This window comes from Xenorhabdus hominickii (genome assembly GCF_002632725.1).
Lineage (GTDB): Bacteria > Pseudomonadota > Gammaproteobacteria > Enterobacterales > Enterobacteriaceae > Xenorhabdus > Xenorhabdus hominickii.
Map to the genome: position 1 here is coordinate 40,597 of NZ_NJAI01000012.1, position 16,399 is coordinate 56,995.

The 16,399-nt window shown below is 48.1% G+C and carries 16 protein-coding genes and 1 pseudogene; 7 read left to right on the plus strand and 10 right to left on the minus strand.

Annotated features, from left to right (window positions below; genetic code table 11):
• From Xhom_RS23590 to Xhom_RS23630, 9 genes are all read right to left on the minus strand, one after another.
• A complete protein-coding gene (locus Xhom_RS23590) occupies positions 1–5,010 on the minus strand; it encodes a hypothetical protein (protein ID WP_099139992.1) in 5,010 nt (1,669 codons plus the stop codon).
• A 124-nt stretch (positions 5,011–5,134) separates the two neighbouring features.
• Positions 5,135–5,908: a hypothetical protein gene (locus tag Xhom_RS23595; RefSeq protein ID WP_145957501.1), complete on the minus strand. Its 774-nt coding sequence runs from the start codon at positions 5,906–5,908 to the stop codon at positions 5,135–5,137.
• Between the two features lie 68 nt (positions 5,909–5,976).
• On the minus strand, positions 5,977–6,699 hold the full coding sequence (locus Xhom_RS23600; RefSeq protein ID WP_099139994.1) for a phage tail protein: 723 nt from the start codon (positions 6,697–6,699) through the stop codon (positions 5,977–5,979).
• 14 nt (positions 6,700–6,713) lie between these two features.
• On the minus strand, positions 6,714–7,268 hold the full coding sequence (locus tag Xhom_RS23605) for a hypothetical protein (RefSeq protein WP_099139995.1): 555 nt from the start codon (positions 7,266–7,268) through the stop codon (positions 6,714–6,716).
• Positions 7,269–7,271: 3 nt separating this feature from the next.
• A complete protein-coding gene (locus Xhom_RS23610; RefSeq protein ID WP_099139996.1) occupies positions 7,272–7,763 on the minus strand; it encodes a baseplate protein in 492 nt (163 codons plus the stop codon).
• A 12-nt stretch (positions 7,764–7,775) separates the two neighbouring features.
• Positions 7,776–8,351 carry a hypothetical protein gene (locus Xhom_RS23615; protein ID WP_099139997.1) on the minus strand — a complete coding sequence of 192 codons (576 nt, stop codon included), beginning with the start codon at positions 8,349–8,351 and terminating at the stop codon, positions 7,776–7,778.
• Between the two features lie 42 nt (positions 8,352–8,393).
• On the minus strand, positions 8,394–9,104 hold the full coding sequence (locus Xhom_RS23620; RefSeq protein ID WP_099139998.1) for a hypothetical protein: 711 nt from the start codon (positions 9,102–9,104) through the stop codon (positions 8,394–8,396).
• Positions 9,105–9,121: 17 nt separating this feature from the next.
• Positions 9,122–10,708, minus strand: coding sequence for a phage tail protein (locus Xhom_RS23625; protein ID WP_099139999.1), 1,587 nt, complete (start codon positions 10,706–10,708; stop codon positions 9,122–9,124).
• Positions 10,709–10,754: 46 nt separating this feature from the next.
• The gene (locus Xhom_RS23630) at positions 10,755–12,536 is read right to left on the minus strand and encodes a capsid protein (RefSeq protein ID WP_211287909.1); all 1,782 of its coding nucleotides are present in this window, start codon (positions 12,534–12,536) and stop codon (positions 10,755–10,757) included.
• A gap of 178 nt (positions 12,537–12,714) precedes the next feature.
• Between Xhom_RS23630 and Xhom_RS23635 the strand changes: the two genes are divergently transcribed.
• Positions 12,715–13,125: a hypothetical protein gene (locus Xhom_RS23635; protein WP_099140000.1), complete on the plus strand. Its 411-nt coding sequence runs from the start codon at positions 12,715–12,717 to the stop codon at positions 13,123–13,125.
• Between the two features lie 55 nt (positions 13,126–13,180).
• On the opposite strand, the gene Xhom_RS23640 is transcribed toward Xhom_RS23635, so the two are convergent.
• Positions 13,181–13,645 carry a hypothetical protein gene (locus tag Xhom_RS23640; RefSeq protein ID WP_099140001.1) on the minus strand — a complete coding sequence of 155 codons (465 nt, stop codon included), beginning with the start codon at positions 13,643–13,645 and terminating at the stop codon, positions 13,181–13,183.
• 267 nt (positions 13,646–13,912) lie between these two features.
• On the opposite strand from Xhom_RS23640, the gene Xhom_RS23645 reads away from it, so the two are divergent.
• The 6 genes and pseudogenes from Xhom_RS23645 to Xhom_RS28490 form a co-directional block, all read left to right on the plus strand.
• The gene (locus tag Xhom_RS23645; protein WP_099140002.1) at positions 13,913–14,227 is read left to right on the plus strand and encodes a hypothetical protein; all 315 of its coding nucleotides are present in this window, start codon (positions 13,913–13,915) and stop codon (positions 14,225–14,227) included.
• A 495-nt stretch (positions 14,228–14,722) separates the two neighbouring features.
• Positions 14,723–14,974, plus strand: coding sequence for a type II toxin-antitoxin system Phd/YefM family antitoxin (locus Xhom_RS23650; protein ID WP_099140003.1), 252 nt, complete (start codon positions 14,723–14,725; stop codon positions 14,972–14,974).
• Entirely contained in the window at positions 14,964–15,245 is a 282-nt protein-coding gene (locus tag Xhom_RS23655) for a type II toxin-antitoxin system RelE family toxin (RefSeq protein ID WP_099140004.1), read from the plus strand. Before Xhom_RS23650 ends, Xhom_RS23655 begins: the two co-directional genes overlap by 11 nt.
• A 28-nt stretch (positions 15,246–15,273) precedes the next feature.
• Complete coding sequence (locus Xhom_RS23660; protein ID WP_099140005.1) at positions 15,274–15,549, plus strand: hypothetical protein; 276 nt, start codon at positions 15,274–15,276, stop codon at positions 15,547–15,549.
• Between the two features lie 595 nt (positions 15,550–16,144).
• Positions 16,145–16,243: pseudogene (locus Xhom_RS38225) on the plus strand (type II toxin-antitoxin system HicA family toxin); the annotation flags it as partial.
• A gap of 46 nt (positions 16,244–16,289) precedes the next feature.
• Positions 16,290–16,399: IS1 family transposase (locus Xhom_RS28490; RefSeq protein WP_338063730.1), on the plus strand; the 110-nt coding region annotated here is incomplete at its 3' end.

Consider the following 16,399-nt stretch of genomic DNA (forward strand, 5'->3'; position numbering starts at 1 on the left):
TTAGTTCGTCCTGTCTCTGAGCATTTCTGCGAGTGCATGGCTTGCGGCACCCAGCGGAATATCATTTCTTGGTGCGGGTTGTGCGGAATTGGCGGTCGTATTGGGATCTTGCCCGTTGCTATTAGCTTCTTTCTGAACGCCGATCAGTTTTTCGAGAGACGCCGCTATTTTTTGCAGCTGGGTAAGCATGGCTTTGTCGGCATTGCTGGATGATTTATCGCGTGTGACCGGTGTTTTTACCCCACTGGCCGCCAAATCAGTGACGGTAGGCAGACGACTGGGCAGGGTGATCCCAGCGGGTTGGCGAACCGTGTTAGCCAGCGTGTCTGTCATGCTGTGTACACCGCCAGATACAAAACCGGTGAGGGGATTCAGTGCGCTGGCCGTCTCCTTATTCAGTCCGGTCTGGCCTAACAGGTCATCTAACAGGCCCCCACTGGAAAAGTCGGGTGTCAGGCTCTTAACGGTATCGGCTGCCATCTCAGACACGGTGTGTAAAAAGCCGCCAGAAGGCTGTTCTGCCGGGGCTTGATTCGCATTCTTTGCCAGAGCCACCGGCAAACTGCCTTTGTTGTGTGTCGGATCGGAGGATTCTGTCAAGGTTGGCAACAGATTAGCCATGTTGACAGGCTGGCGTAAGGTTTCAGTCACGCTGTCTGTCATGCCGTGTACGCCGCCATCAATGTGTTGGGACACAAAGCCGGTGAGGGGGGACAGGGCCCTGATCTTATCGTTGTCTAAACCGATTTTGCCCAGCATCCCGTCCAATATGCCGTTACTGGAAAACCCCTGTGTCAGGCTGTTAGCCGTATCAGCCACACTCGGCAATACAATGTCAGCCAGTGTTTGCAGCGTTTGTGAAAATCCCCCGGCAGGCGGCTCTGGGGGTGTTTGATGGGCGTTCTTGTCCGCCATAGCGGGCGGGTTATCCCGGCTTGCCGAGTCTGGCGATGTTGTCATTGCTGACACACGCCCAACAATGCCGACAGGCTGGCGTAGGGTATCCGCCACGCTGTCTGTCATGCCGTGTACACCGCCATCAATGTGTTGGGCCACAAAACCGGTGAGGGGGGACAGGGCCCTGATCTTATCGTTGTCTAAACCGATTTTGCCCCGCATCCCGTCCAACATGCCGTTACTGGAAAACCCCTGTGTCAGGCTGTCAGCGGTGTCGGCCACACTCGGTAATACAATGTCAGCCACGGTTTGCCATGTTGGTGAAAATCCCCCCTCTGCGGGTTTTTTATCCGCCATACTTGCAGGCGGAGAGCGGGCGGGTAAGGCTTTATTCACTTCATTGACAGAAACGACAGGTATCGCGTCTTTGTTGATGGGAACAGCGTCTTTCTCATGATTGCCATTTCCAGTATCCGTGGGTTTTATTGCCGATACCGACGGATCTTGTGGGGGGTTTTGTCTTTGTGCCAGCGGATCATGAACGCGATTTTCGACAAATTTGGCGTGATTCGCTTGGACGATCTGGTCTGCGGGAAGCATGGCCGTTCGTAATCCGGCCGGCAGATTTTCCGCACTCATCTTCGCGGGGAGTGTCAGCCCGGCATCGGGTTTATTCAGGCGAATACCGGCAACGTTATTGCCGGCTAATACCTCGCTGAACTTTTCATCTGCGCGATGACGGGCGTTTTTGAGACTGCCCCAAAAACCCGAATTTTTATCATCTGGCGTTGTCGGTGCGGCGGAGGGAACCGGTGCCACCGGTGTCAGGTTTTTTTGCGCTTTTGCCGTGGTACTGGCGAGTTCGGGCGCGCTGAATTGATCCGCTGAACTCACGGCTTTCAGCCCTTTTTCTGCCCGTGCTTTGTTCACCTGTTCCAGTGTTTCTGGGCTAAATTTACCGATCCATGAATTGGCGGATTCGTCACGGGTGCCGATGGCATTTTTGATAAATTCGTCGGTGACTTGGGGATTGCCCCCTTCAATGGTTGAAATGGCCCTGATCATCTTTGTCATGGCGGCAGGGTTTGAGAGATCTAATTGCTGATCGGCGTTCACTCCCAGCGATTTTGCTAAATTAGCAATATAGCCTTCGGTGTGGTTTTCATTTTTCGGGGCGTATTTTGTGATGATCGATTCAACGGTATTCAGCTTTTGATAACCGGCCGCTTTTGAGGTGCCGTTCGCGTATGACGTGATTTGGTTGGCAAGCGCCCTCATTCCTTCTTCAGGGGTCTCGAACTTCGCAAATCGTTGCTCGCCTTTGGCGTTGGCATCCTCAAGACGGGCGCCCTTTTGTCCGACATAAACCAAATTACCAAAGTTGTTATTGCGGAAATTACGGTTTTGGGCGTTTTTCCCGCCAATATTCAGGCCATCCGTAAAATGATTTTGCGCCGGTGTCGTCGGGGAAAACCCATTAACGGGCACCGTTTTGCCATCGTGCCCCATTTCCGTACCAAACGGGGGGATTTGATTGGTTAATTTGTTCACCGCCTGCGTGGTCTGGTCTGCGCCTTCCGTGACGGCCTGCACCAATTCCGCATTTTCTGCCTGACTTTGCCTGATTTGCTGTGTATCGTCTTCTTTCTTCGGGTCGTCCTTGTCGTCGCCAAACGAGAAAAAATCAAGAACGGCCGTCGCTTTTTTATCGATGGCCGTCACGCCGTTATCGATTGTCTTGGCGATGTCACCGGCATCAAAGGTCAGAGCCTCAGAAACACTGTCCATCCCCAGCCATTTAGCCCCGTCCGCCAGCAATCCCGCTGAACCGGAGACTAATCCGCCCAGATCAGCCACATTTGCGAGGGCATATTCTGTCTGCTGGCGGGTGGTGACATCCTGCCCGTCTTGTAAACCGAATGTTTCGCGCTGAGCGTCTGTATCGGTAAAACCATCATAGGCATCCCAGCCGACCCCGATCGCCGTCCCCACAAGAGGAACGGCTTTGAGTGCGGTTTTCCCCGCAATTTTGCCGGCGGCTTTTTCAGCACTTTTTTCTGTGCCTGCTTTAGCCGCCTTTGTTGCACTGCTCTCCGTGGTTTTTTCCGCGCCTTTTGTTGCCGCTTTTTGCGTGGCCTGTTCACCGGCTTTCTCTTCAGCACTGTCGAGGATCGCGTTACCCGCCATGATAACGCCCGCTGAACCTGCGACGGCGGCAGTGGTTTTCACTGCCCCTTTTCCGATGTTTTTTAGCCCTTTTTTGTTTTTTGCCTTGGTTTTTTGGGGGTTCTTTTTATCGTGTCCGTTAACGTCAATCTCAATGCCGTTGCCCCCGGTGCCTCCGGCGCTGAATTTGGATACCCGTGATTTGATTTTACCCAGTGCCAGCGCAGACAGGATTGCCGCACCCAGTTTCCCGCCGATTTTCTTACCGATAGCTTTGACAGCCAGCGCACTGAAGAGCGCCCCCAGAATACCCTCCCCCTTCTTCGCTTTACTCTTATCAACGAGGTCTTCAAGCAGACTAATGACTTTTTCATCATTAGCCTGGGTTAATTGGGTCTGTGCCTTAATCGCTTTCGTCTGGTCGTTTTGATTTTGGATGGCGAAGGCTTTGGCTGATTTTGTTTGTTTCTCACCCCCCCAGGTCGGGACCGGCAGTGTGGGACGGGGGATGGTCGTTTGTTGGGTTGCAGGCTGCGTTTTTTTGCGTTGACCTTTCACCCAGTCATGCAGCGAAACAACGTTGTTGACCGCATTTGAGGTGACGTTTGCGGCTTCTTTTCCTGCCTGCCAGAACGAACCGCCCGCAGCACCCACAACATCTAATGCGCTCTGATTTTTCGTGTCAGCCAATGCCTTACCTGACTGTCCAATCACGCCACTGAGCTTACGCAGAAAACCGGCCTGCATTTTCGTATTGTCTTTTCTTTCCTGCTGGCGGGCTTTGTGGGTTTTGAGCGATTCGTTTTTATCTTTTGATGCGAAACGCCCCGAAGCGGTGCGAGATTGTTCGGCTCTATTTTCTGTTCTGATATTTTTTGCGGCTATCGACGCGTGTGCTTTTTGGTTTCCATTTAACGCCTTTTTGTTTGCTAAATAGGATTGAAAGGAAATGGCATTAGGGATCTCTCCTGTACCATTGTTTTTTATCCGTTGGTCATTGGCATGGCGGATGTCGTTTATTGGATTAACGTTCGGTATTCGTTTTAATTCATTAACTGTTTGTTGTTCATTTGAAACAGAAACGTTTTGTGTTTCTGATTTATTTTCGTTCTGAATTGCATCTGTTTGTTTACTGTTTTGTGCTCGTTTGTATTTGCTCGTTGTTTGTTGTTCATTTGAAACAGAAACGTTTTGTGTTTCTGATTTATTTTCGTTCTGAATTGCATCTGTTTGTTTACTGTTTTGTGCTCGTTTGTATTTGCTCGTTGTTTGTTGTTCATTTGAAACAGAAACGTTTTGTGTTTCTGATTTATTTTCGTTCTGAATTGCATCTGTTTGTTTACTGTTTTGTGCTCGTTTGTATTTGCTCGTTGTTTGTTGTTCATTTGAAACAGAAACGTTTTGTGTTTCTGATTTATTTTCGTTCTGAATTGCATCTGTTTGTTTACTGTTTTGTGCTCGTTTGTATTTGCTCGTTGTTTGCTGTTCATTTAGAACGGAAACGTTTTGTGTTTTTGATTTATTTTCGTTCTGAATTGTATCTGTTTGTTTACTGTTTTGTGCTCGTTTGGATTTGCTCGTTGTTTGTTGTTCATTTAGAACGGAAATGTTTTGTATTTGTGTTCTATTTTTGTTCTGAATTGCATTCGTTTGGTTATTGATTGAATTTTGAATGTCGTTAACTGAATGTGTATCTCCCGAAGGTGTTTTTTCCGCCTCTATGAGTTTTACACCAAGGGTATTAGGCTGGGTGTTTTTTGATACCCGGCGTGGGGGGCGGCTGATAATTAATCCATTGCCATCCGCCTTGGTTTTGTCGTTTTTGCTGAACAGGGTGCGGATATCTGTCCGGATAGCCGCGAGTGCGGATAATTCGGCGTCACTGGCTTTTTCAATCGCATTGATGATGCGCTCCTGTTCGGGTAACGCTAAGGCTGTGTTGACCATTTCTCTCTCTCACCATCACGTATTTTTTTTGAATTTTTCTTCTAACGCTTCATTCATTTTGAAGGCTCGCCACTCCGGTAGCCGGTCTATATCGCCCGTGGGTTGATTGCCGTAGAGCGCCAGATTAGTGGTTAATACCAGCCAGCCATTGAGATCTAAAGTCTGGAAAGAAGTGGTGATTCCGAAAGGGCGTGTACAGCTGAGTATATTTGGCCGCACCCTCCTTACCTGAATCAGGGCAACGGTGTTTGGGTAACAGCAGGTGAGCCGTGCCTTTTTCTATTTTCATCGCCAGCCCGTGCGCAAGACGGCGGTTCATCAGTTCAATACTGGCAACTAACGGGGAGAATTCAGTATCCAGCGCCATTCGCTTGATCAGTTCGTAACGGCTTTGGGCGGCCGCCATAAAATCTGCCGGCTGCGCATTTAAATGAGCCTGGTGTGTTAATTCCATGATCCTGAGATTAATCAGTTCATCGTTATAAGCCGGCTCAGTCGGGGCGGGCAGACTATTACGGGCGGTTTCGAGATGTTCCATTGCACGGCCATCCAATGGCTTTAATACCCAATCATGGGATTGGCCGCTGACGGGGATCGCGACGGTTTCAACGGGTTCAATGGTCAGTACCCCTGCCGTTATATCCAGCGCCCTTGCATCGTAATCGTAATAGTGCTCTTTTTTGCAATGAGCGCACTCATAGGAAACGGTTAATGTCGTGTCGATTCTGGAATTACAGAAGATCCACCATAAGGCCGTGCGGCGGTCTTGCGCTGTCCAAAGGGCCGCATCATGCTGGTTTTCTTTGTACTGGATTTCGTTCAGATAGCGGGTGGTCAGTGCTTCTTCTTGCTCCGGATCAGCACCGCTGTAGGCCATCGCCTCGGATACGGTCGGCATCCGGAAGCGAATTTCGATACCGGGATTAGAGGGGAGGGGGAAATCAGGAATTTGCATACATAATCCGTTTAAAATTTAATAATGTTACTGTTAGAACTTCCCGCCCCTGCCGCCGCATCGCGTAGAGCGCCACCCACCATTGAGACAACACCGGGTTCAATCGATGACGTTTTAATAAAGGTCAGCGGGTAGGCGAGAAATTCGGTCACCTGGTCACGCGACCGCGTTGTTTCTCCGCGAGAGACCGGGAAAACGTCAAATTCACTCTCCAGATCAAGGCCCCCGTTTTGCATCACGCGATAGAGACGTATTCCCATCGCATACTGAGCAGGAAGATTGACAGTACCGTCACTGTTGGTGACGCGATTTGCTCTTTCATCAAACCAACGTGCAATGGCGCCTTCTTCAGAATCACGCACGGTAATGGTGATGGTGCCGGCTTCCCGATGGGTGGGTTTGTTGAAAACGACCGCCCCTATCTGTTTGGCCTCTGTTTCTATCGTGATGGAATCGTAAGTGATGTCTTTGGCAAACATATCTAAGCCATTGAGTCCGTCGGCTTCGATAGCCCATTGCCAGCCCTGTGCATAACGAATACGCAGGGCTGAGTGGACAATGGATTTTGCCTTGCTCAGTTCCGCATTCAGGCTTCCCGCGCCGCCAACGCTACCGGCGATCATTGACGTGGAACGCTCTAACACCTTGCTGATAAAATGGTTGCCAGCGGCTTTGCCAACGCTGGACAGGCTGTTGTAACCTAGCGACTTGCCTACGCCGCTGAAGATCCCCATTGATGCCTCCTTATTTACGGCATTAAACTGGCGCCGGTGATAATGGCGCGGTTCGCCGCCATTTTGTCTTCCAGATCGATTTTACGTTGGTACAGGGTGGTTTCATCAGGCAGGTGACTGATATCCAGTTTGCCCGCCGCCGACACCCGCCGCTTACGTTCCGTGTTTTGAATATCGATCAGGCATTCAAGGTAGTTTTCCAGTACACCGCAAATGCCGGGGGGAATAACCCACTTGTCTAAGTCGCAATCGCGCATATTGACGAGATACACCAGCGTAAAGGGGTAGCGCTCATCGCCCATCAAATCAAGCTGGAGGGCGTCCTCATAAGGTTCAGCAAAGACGAGGGCGCTACGGTGATCCATGACATGGACTAACTCAAGATAATCATCCGGATAGGGCAGGGATACCCCCGCCGCTTTCGCTAAATGCATCCGTTTAATGAGTCCTGCGCGATCTTGGTATTCTGTCAGTGCCTTAACCAGCATCCCTTTTAACGTATCGTCTTCAACAACAAGGAGCGGCCTGAATCGCGTTTTAACAGAATCTAAGAGTTGCCTCGGTGTCATGGATTATTCCTGCCAGTTGTACACAGCCCGCATAGAAGGACGAACGACCGCCGTGACATCTTCAGACGCCAAATCCACGGCATCGCAGTACAATTTCACCATTTCATAGGCCCGGATCGGCTGACCCCATTCGCCCGCTTTCGATTCACTGGCAAGGTAAATATCGATATCGATATAAGCCTTTTCCAATACCCACTCTTTGACGGCGGCCAACACCACGCCGTCGATGGTTTCTGCGCACTGAAACTGGAATTCACCCTGATTTCTAAAGACACCGTGCTGGTTTATTTTCACACCGGAAGGCGCATAATCCTCGACATCTTCACGGGTAAATTCGCCCAGCTGCGTTGTGCGGATCAGAATGGATAAATGCTCATACCCTTTGATGACCATCCAATAATCCGCGCCGATGAGTCGTTCTCCCGCCGCTTTTGATTGGTTAAACCGTTTTTTCAGAAACGCCTTATTCGCTTTACTATTACTGAAACCAGCCATTCATTAACTCCATTAAATAAACATGTAAGGGATTTCGGACTTGTTTTGCACCTGCATACCTGACAGTGAAAGCGTCACCGTGTTATGGGTGTAGTAACCTTCCGCTGTTCTGGGGGCGTCCAGTTCGAAACTCACTTCCTGAATCACAACATCAGTGAGTTTTAACCGACGTCCGATATCGATCACCACCGGCTCCGGGCGTCTTCCGCCCGGCATGACCATCCCTAATTCAGGCGAGGCCATTTGTAATAACGTCATAATGGCTGACTGAACTTCGATCTGAGCGTCCTGTTTCGCCATAAAATGCAACGGCAGGGTGATTTGCGGGGGTTTTTGACCCTGCCAAACCATCAGCGAGTTAATACGGGTAACGGACGTGCTGTCTGTCATGACCTGTGCGCCATTGGCGAGCGTGGATATCCCGGCCATTGACCCAATTGAATCATTTTCGAAAGGCGATTCCCAAAGGGACTGAAGCGTCGCCATTGCACCATCACCGATATAGCCCACCACCATCGATTCCGTGTTAGTGATATAAGCTTTTAGAAATGGGCTGATCCCATCTGGCATAATGGCACCACAAACCATGAAATTCCCCTTATCCCCCCGCCGTTCAGCGGGGGGGTGTGATTACAATCCGCGTTTTTTACGTATGAGGTTGGACTTTTTGCGGGCTTTCCTGGCCGACGCGGTTTGCGCTTTCATGCGGGCTTTTTTCAGCGCACTTTTCTGTGCCGCACTTAAACGGCGCGGACGGGGGCGCTTGCGGATCAGCTTAACGACACCCTCGCGTACCACTTTGATGCTGGCTTCCATCATGGCGCCGTCATCCCCCCCCGTGACCGAAAATTCCGCAATAATGTCGTCTTCATCATCGGGTGAAATGTCAATAGCAGAAAGAACGGCATCCGCCGCCTCATCATCGGCATTGTCGATCATGGCCGTCACATCACCTTGATCGGCCCCCATTGAAACTGTCGCGTCCGCCATGAACCCTAACCACATGTTGTAGTCGTCGATTTGCTCATCAGTGAGGTCATCATCGTTATCCTGAAGCAGATCAGCCAGTCCCAGTGCGAATTCATCAAAGGAATCGAACGTGCCTTCACCATTCTGAACCCAGTCAATCACTGCGGCAGCGGCAATCCCACGGGCGTCTTGTTCGGCCTTTTTATACACGGCTTCCAGCAGCATCTCATCCCCAGCGGAAGGCCGCGATTGATGATTACCCACGGGGTGAGCCTGATTGGATTCCATCATCGCCACCTGACCGGCTGGCGTTGCGAATGCCCTTAAACGGGAATGAAGCAGCACACCGCGTGTGAACATGCCTTTACTCATTTTGATTACCTCCTTCATTACGGGATTAGCACCGGTTCAGCGATGATTCGGCGTGATACACCGGTTGGACAGGCGGCATACCGGATATGCCACATATCAAACTCATCCTGTGTCACCGTTACTTCATAGGGCGCTGTACCCTCTGCCGCATTACGGGGAGAGACTAATGCGCCGGAGGCCACAAAACGGTCGAGTAACCTCGGAATTTCTCTCTCCAGACCCCGGCGGGTAATGCCATCAGGCTCATGTTTCAGTGCATTGCCAATGTCATAGACAAGGCGGGCAATCGCATTGAACGTACTATTAACATGCTGGAACCTGAAATAGTTTCTCTTGGCATACGTGGTGAGTGCGTCATCGATCATGACGGAACCGTCTGAAGCAAAGCCCACGGTATTGATCCCTTTAGTGGCGTAATTTTCGCGGTCAATCTCAGCGGCGGCCGGCAGCGGTTTGATGTTTTGTCGCAGCAACACGCCGCGGGATTGTCCTGCGGGGGATAAGTGATAGCCTCCCACGTCTGCAACCATCGCAACGCCTTTGGCCTTAGCGGTGAACGCATCACCTGACAGCCCATACACCACCTGACCACCGGAGAACGGATCACGGGACTGATACGGGAAATAATAACGGCAAATATGGGCGTACTCCCCAAACCCTTGGTTATCAGCGACATTAATCGCCGGATTAGGCAGAAGGGCAGGGGGTAAATCACAGAACATATCTACACGGACATTATTCGCTAATTCTGCGAGTTTGGCTAAAACGTAAGACGAATAACACCCTAATGATAAAATCGCGGTATAATTCACCATTGAAGCCGTCAGTGCTTGAAGCGCCTCCCCATAATGAGCATCTTTAATGTCGTTAATATTACCGTCTGATCCGCCCTCAAATTTCTGGTTTTTAAATCCGGCATAATCAGGTGGAAATTGCGCCATTTTGTCTCTGTCACCGACGACCGCTCGTAAACGATGCGTATTATTTTCCAGTGCGATAGGCAAGAACGCAGGTTGTCCCATGTCATTAAGCGCTTCAGGATTAAACGACACCTGAATGGTATCCAGTGTCGTTTCGCGTTTCAAATCATCGACTTCTTTGAGGATCAGGGTGTAAAGCCCTTTTTTGTCTGAGTTTCTAATCAGTGACAAGGTGCGATTATCAGAGGCATCACCATCATCAACATAGATGGAAAAGAACGTTGTATTGTTCGTCGGTATTTCTGAACCGAAAGTAAAATTACCCGTATAAAGCACGGGAGTCATCCAAGTGTTGTTATTGGGGTCGATCACTTTTAGGTACGGAATTTTCATGTCGGATGGAGCAACGCGGACGACATAGCCATTGCCCCCATTTAACGCCTGATAGACATGACGATACGGCTCAAAATGCTTGCTTGAGTGGGGATGGATGGGGGCACCCAAGACTTTGTGTAAGGTATCCGGTGTGACGTGCAGTACGGTGTTGGGTTTTCCCCGCTTTGCCACCACCACACCGGCAAAAACGGAGGAACCCCCTGTCGCATTCGTAAAGGTGGCGTCCGCGTTTGGCGGCATAATGGCCACACCGGGAGCCTGACCCAGAGCGAAAGGAATTTTATTCATTTGTTCTTCCTTATGGCGCCCTGGCGGGCGCCGTAATCAATGAAATTTAATCAAGGTTTTTTTTATTGCGGTTTTTTTCGATATCGACCTTTGAGTCTGAGGGGGGCGCCGTCACGCGATGGCCGTCAGCAATGAGTTTGCCGGTGAGCATGTCGATGGCGCCGATCTTGGTGTTGGTCAGCGTGAGTTTTGTGAAATATTTTTCGCCATTTCGGGGATGAATTTCATTGATCGCTGAACCCCATAAGGTGGTGCGATTGATGAGAGCGGTTGTCGTTGGATGAACGAACGGAATGGCAGGCACGGCATCACCGGCCACTAAACCGGCATCGCCGATATTGTCCCCACGGCCATAGAAAAAAATGTCGTTGGCAGAGAACTGACACCCCTCGTCAGACAGTTGCTCACAAACCGTTTCCGGCACTTCAAAAATACGGTACACACCAAACAACGTGCCGATGAACTGAATGCGGGGGGACTGGACATACCCGTCCGCAGGTTTGAAGTAAGTTTCCGGCATGGATTTAATGAAGTTCGCCGCCGCCCCACCCGCAAACCCCCCGCGAATCCCTGTTTTTTTGGTGCGATTGGTCATTTGGGTGGATTCGTGCGTGATGGCCGATTTCAGCAACGCAACGTAGGAATCCCATTGTTGGGTGGTTGGCAGGGCAATATCAAATTCGCTGCCGTGGATAGTATGAAAGACAATTTTGCGCAGGCGCATCATGTCAATTTCATGGGATAACCAGCTGCGCACGGTGGAGAATTGCAGGGAGGCTAAATCCAGCCCAAATTCGCGGCGGGCGTCCATCAGCGATTGTATGGTGTGTTCCGCTGCCAATACGTATTGGGACGGCACCACTTCCCATTTACGCATTCCGTGATTCACCAGTGGGATCAGGTCGGCTTTTTTCTCAATATCAATTTCGAGCGCAACGGCTAACTCCGTGCCTTTTGCCGGAATGGTGTCACCGTTAAAATCGACCGTGATGTCGCCTTTGGCATAATCAATGGTGCCGGTGATTGAATATGTGATGCCGGAATGATCCTGTCCGTCAAAATAGACTTTGCCTGACTTGTTATCACGATCAGAGCGTTTACGGTTGACCATCAGTACCGTGCGACCCGCACGGATAGGCATTTCTTGGCCTTCCTGCGTTTGTGCTACCTTGAATTTGAATGTTTTTTTAGTGCCGTCGGGTTGCTGGTCATCAGGGAAAATATAGGTGCGACTCATTTGTGAGTAAACACCGGCAGATTGCATATTCAGCTCATCCCCGATGTCATAGGAACCAAATTTAGACCCTGCTACGTTGAAGACTTCATAAACGTTTGATTCATCGCGTTCACAGGGGACGAATGTACAGGCATCCCCCGTCGCGGCGCCTAACGCCGTCGGCAGGATCAGGGCGGCAAAAAGCGCCTGCCGCATCACACCGTCGCTGGTGGACATATCCGATTTGACACTTTCGAACATGGCCGCGCCAACACCCTCATGTTTTTCTGCCGCAGCTTCCAGAATCAGGCGCTCACACGCATGGTGACAGTTGGCCAGAATTTCAGATGAGGGGTAATGACCATTGCGATCACTGTATTCAGCCAGACTATCCGCCCACGCACTGGCGACCTGGCCGACATATTCCGGATTCACGCCCTCAAACATCGGGACGGTTTTTGCCGATGCTAAGATACTGGCGTAACGTTCCTGGGGATCGTCAATGAAAGCCCCGTCCCTGAATTGTGCATGGGCTGCAAACGAAAGGACTTGTGCCGCGCGCTCATTCACGTCTTTCTGACGCTCTTTAAATGCTTTAATATTATTACTCACCGTAATGCCCCTTTTCAGAGTGCGAAGACACGGGAGTTAGCTTTTCGACGGGCTTAGCATAGGTTAACTACAATATCCCTCCCTAACCCTAACGCTGCGCTTTTTGTATTTTTTCCAAAAAAAATCATTTAGAATTTTCCGTCATTACCCCGTTGAGTTATGAGTAAATAAGGAAATTATGAGCTATCGCGCTTACCTGACGTATGAGAATGGTCGCCAGAGTCATTTATGTTTTACCCGTGACAGAAAAATTATCCGCCAGCATATTGAATCCTTGCTGACGGATGCGGATTTGCGCGAAACCGCGAAAGATATTGTGCTGGAATACAAGAAAGCGCCGCTGTTTATTTTCAGCATGGGTCAGGTGAACGAGAAAACGTTGGCACTGATCCCGTGGCCTAAACTGGGGAAAAAACGCAGCCTGAAAACGCCGAAAATCGCGTCATTATCAATGCCAACCCAGATGTATGCGTTTTTGCAGGCACTGGGGAAGGGCAGTGCGAGCAGGGCCATTCAGGAAATATGCCTAGAGAAAATGGGGGATAATGCCCCGATGGATGAGATGTTTTACGATTGGCGCGGAAATTAATAATGGCTATGTAAAAGGCCATGTATACGTGGCCTTTTACATACCCAAACATGCACTATTTTAATTCAGTTCGTTGTATTAGCGTTATTTTCGTTTTGTTGAACAACAAAATTTCTTGGATCTGATTAACTGCATACAATGACGCAACACCATCCAACCCATCATATTCCTTAATTAGTTTCCATGACTCTATATCGCTATGCTCTAAGTAATCATGGTCGTCATCAAGTGCTGCTAATGTTAGCGGTGCTGTAACCTTATACTTAGATAATACACGCGATGAACCCGGATTATAACGAGACTTAGTATAACCAGTAGGTGCCTTTTCATCTTGTTCAGGTGCCAACCAAATTGCGTCTCCAGTGTGCCCGGTTTGCCCAACACCCTCAACTGTAGCACCACCGATCCTGTGTAAAGTACTTCCATGATTAAATATTGTTCCGTAAGGAATATACACTCTTTTTTTGTTTACCCAACCAACATCTTTATACATCTTGTCTTTTTCTGAGGGCGTTAACATACCGCCTCCAACCAGCCAATAACCATAACGAATAGTATTATCTCAGATGGGGGGATTGTTCAAATATTAAAAAATGATTGTGTGGTTTTCGCTTACGTTTTTCTCAAACTTTGTTTTTTGACGTCATTAATTGATGTCACTGTTAGCGTGACGTAGTTTTATTCACTCCATTTCCCAGGGTTTCTGATATTTGTCTTATAATCTCTGTATTCATATTCATATTCATATTCATATTCATGAACTCATCCTTTATATCAAGGAGGTCTCGTGATTTTTCCATATTTTCGATATATTTCCCACAAAGAGCTGGCTGCATTTCGACGTAAAAAACAGCAAGAGCGTCGAGATCGACGAGCCTCGTGGGAACGCGAATGGATTACCCTCTCAGAGCTGAAAAGTCGTCAAGGGTGGACGGGGGCAGCCATCCAGCATTTTTTAGGTGATCCCGTTCCGGCTGCTGAGTCAGGCTCGTTGGTGAATCGCTTTGCGTATCAACGTCACCGTGTCGAACAAATAGAGAAAACCGCTAAATTTAAAACGTGGCATGAAGAGAAAAGGAGTTCTATTAAGGGTGATGAATAATGAGGGGCGTTATTCTTGCAGACTACCTGTAAACAGAATAAACAGTGTTATGTTTATTATTATAGAAGTTTTCACTGAGCGGAATTTGGCGAATACAAATAAAATTCATTTTGTGACCTCTATCCCCCTGTTTTTCGAAAATAGGGCTACACTGTAAAAGGCATTACACGCTATTTAATATCATTTAATATCATTTAATATCGCTAAAGTAATAATATACCTCAATGTTTTCACTGGCACTAAAAAACCTGATAGCCCCTGCTATCAGGTTTTCCCGATCTTATTACGCTTCATCCTTCATATCTATTATCTATTCAGGAAATGGGCGGGGGAAAATGCCCCTATCGGCACAGATAATTTTCCGGCCTGAAACAATCGCAATAGAATATCACCCGACATAAAAAATCTTTTAATGGTACTTTTAAAAGCGCTTTAAAAGGTGCTATTATGGTGTTTTTAAAAATTCTATTAATGTACTTAACAGCGGGGGAAAATATGGCTTATCAAGTCTTAACAACCACAGCGGCCAGCATCACTGATCTAAAACGTAACCCAATGGGAACCCTTGAAGAAGGGGAGGGGGGTGCGGTTGCAATCCTGAATCGCAATGAACCCGCATTCTATTGTGTTCCTCCTGAACTATACGCGTATTATCTGGAATTAGCGGAAGATGCTGAACTAAACCTCATCGCAGATAAACGACTGGAAGATCCTGAATTTGTGAGTGTTAGTTTCGATGACCTATAAACTCGAATTTGAGAAAAGAGCGCTCAAGGAGTGGAAAAATTTGGGGCACACAATACGGGAGCAACTGAAAAAGAAGTTGGCTGAACGTTTAGAAAACCCTCACGTCCCAGCTTCTCGATTAAGTGGGCGAACTAACCGATTTAAGATTAAACTGAAATCGTCAGGATACCGTTTGGTCTATGAGGTGATTGATAACAAGGTCTTGCTGCTTGTGATCGCTGTTGGCAAACGTGCTGATGATGAAGTTTATGGACAGGCAGATAAGCGATAAGCGAGTCTAAACAATAAGGGGGATGAAAATGGAAGACAGACTCAAATTTAAAGCGTTTATTCAGCGAAATCATCCAGAATTTATTGATTTTTGGGATTGGAAGGAAAGTCATCTTTTTGAAGGTGAAGTCGAAAATAGAATGGGCTTATTAAGCACGGGGGAGCAACATATGCTCAGGTTCTATCTTGGCATTTGGAATAATGATAACCGATATAATTTTGATTTTATTCAAGCTATGAACTGCTTAGATGAGAGAAATTTGTCTATTATTCGTGAATGGGTGAATAATCCGATCTGGTCTTAATCAGTTAGCGGAAAAAATCGGTAAATTACCCGATTAGCCAAGGTCGATACGGTTATCGGGCATAAACCGTTGTTGTTTTTTGATTTTTTTTGTTTTCCGTATCATGTTCCCCGTATCAACGGGGATGAGTAGTATAATTTCTGGTGTGACATCATCTTCTGAAAATGACCGCTGAGTTCATGCAAGTTGAGTTGTTATAGTCTTGCATTCATCTCATTTGCCCTCTGATTTTTATCGTTGCACTCCGCTAACGATTGTCTGACTTTTTCCTTATAGACTACGTTAATTCAATTAACCGGTTATCCCGTTCAGCGATGTCATGGTGCAAAAGGCGTATATTCTCGCTCTGAACATTGACCGCTGTTTTCAGGTTGGTATTTTCGCCGGATAATGCCGAATTAACCGTATTGAGCGCTGTAACGCGCTCTGAATAGTGTTATCTCAGATGGGGGATTGTTCAAATATTAACAAATGATTGTGTGGTTTTCGTTTACGTTTTTCTCAAACTTTGTTTTTTGACGTCATTAATTGACGTCGCTGTTAGTGTGTTGTATTATGACGTCATTGTTTGACATCACAAAGGAAAACAGTGATAATGATTAAGGTTAAGGAATTGAGTACAAAGCACCGCAAAACACTGGATGACGTCCTAACCAAACCGCCAAAATCCGGTATTAAATGGGGTCATGTATTAAATAGTTAGTTGTTGTGATATGCTTCCCGCCTTTTAAGGGTAAAGCATGGCCAAAGTTGACGTCTATTGCCGTTATTGTCACAAATCAGAACATGTCAAAGGACATGGAAAAGGGAATGGCGGACATCCTCGTTATCGTTGCTATACCTGCTGTAA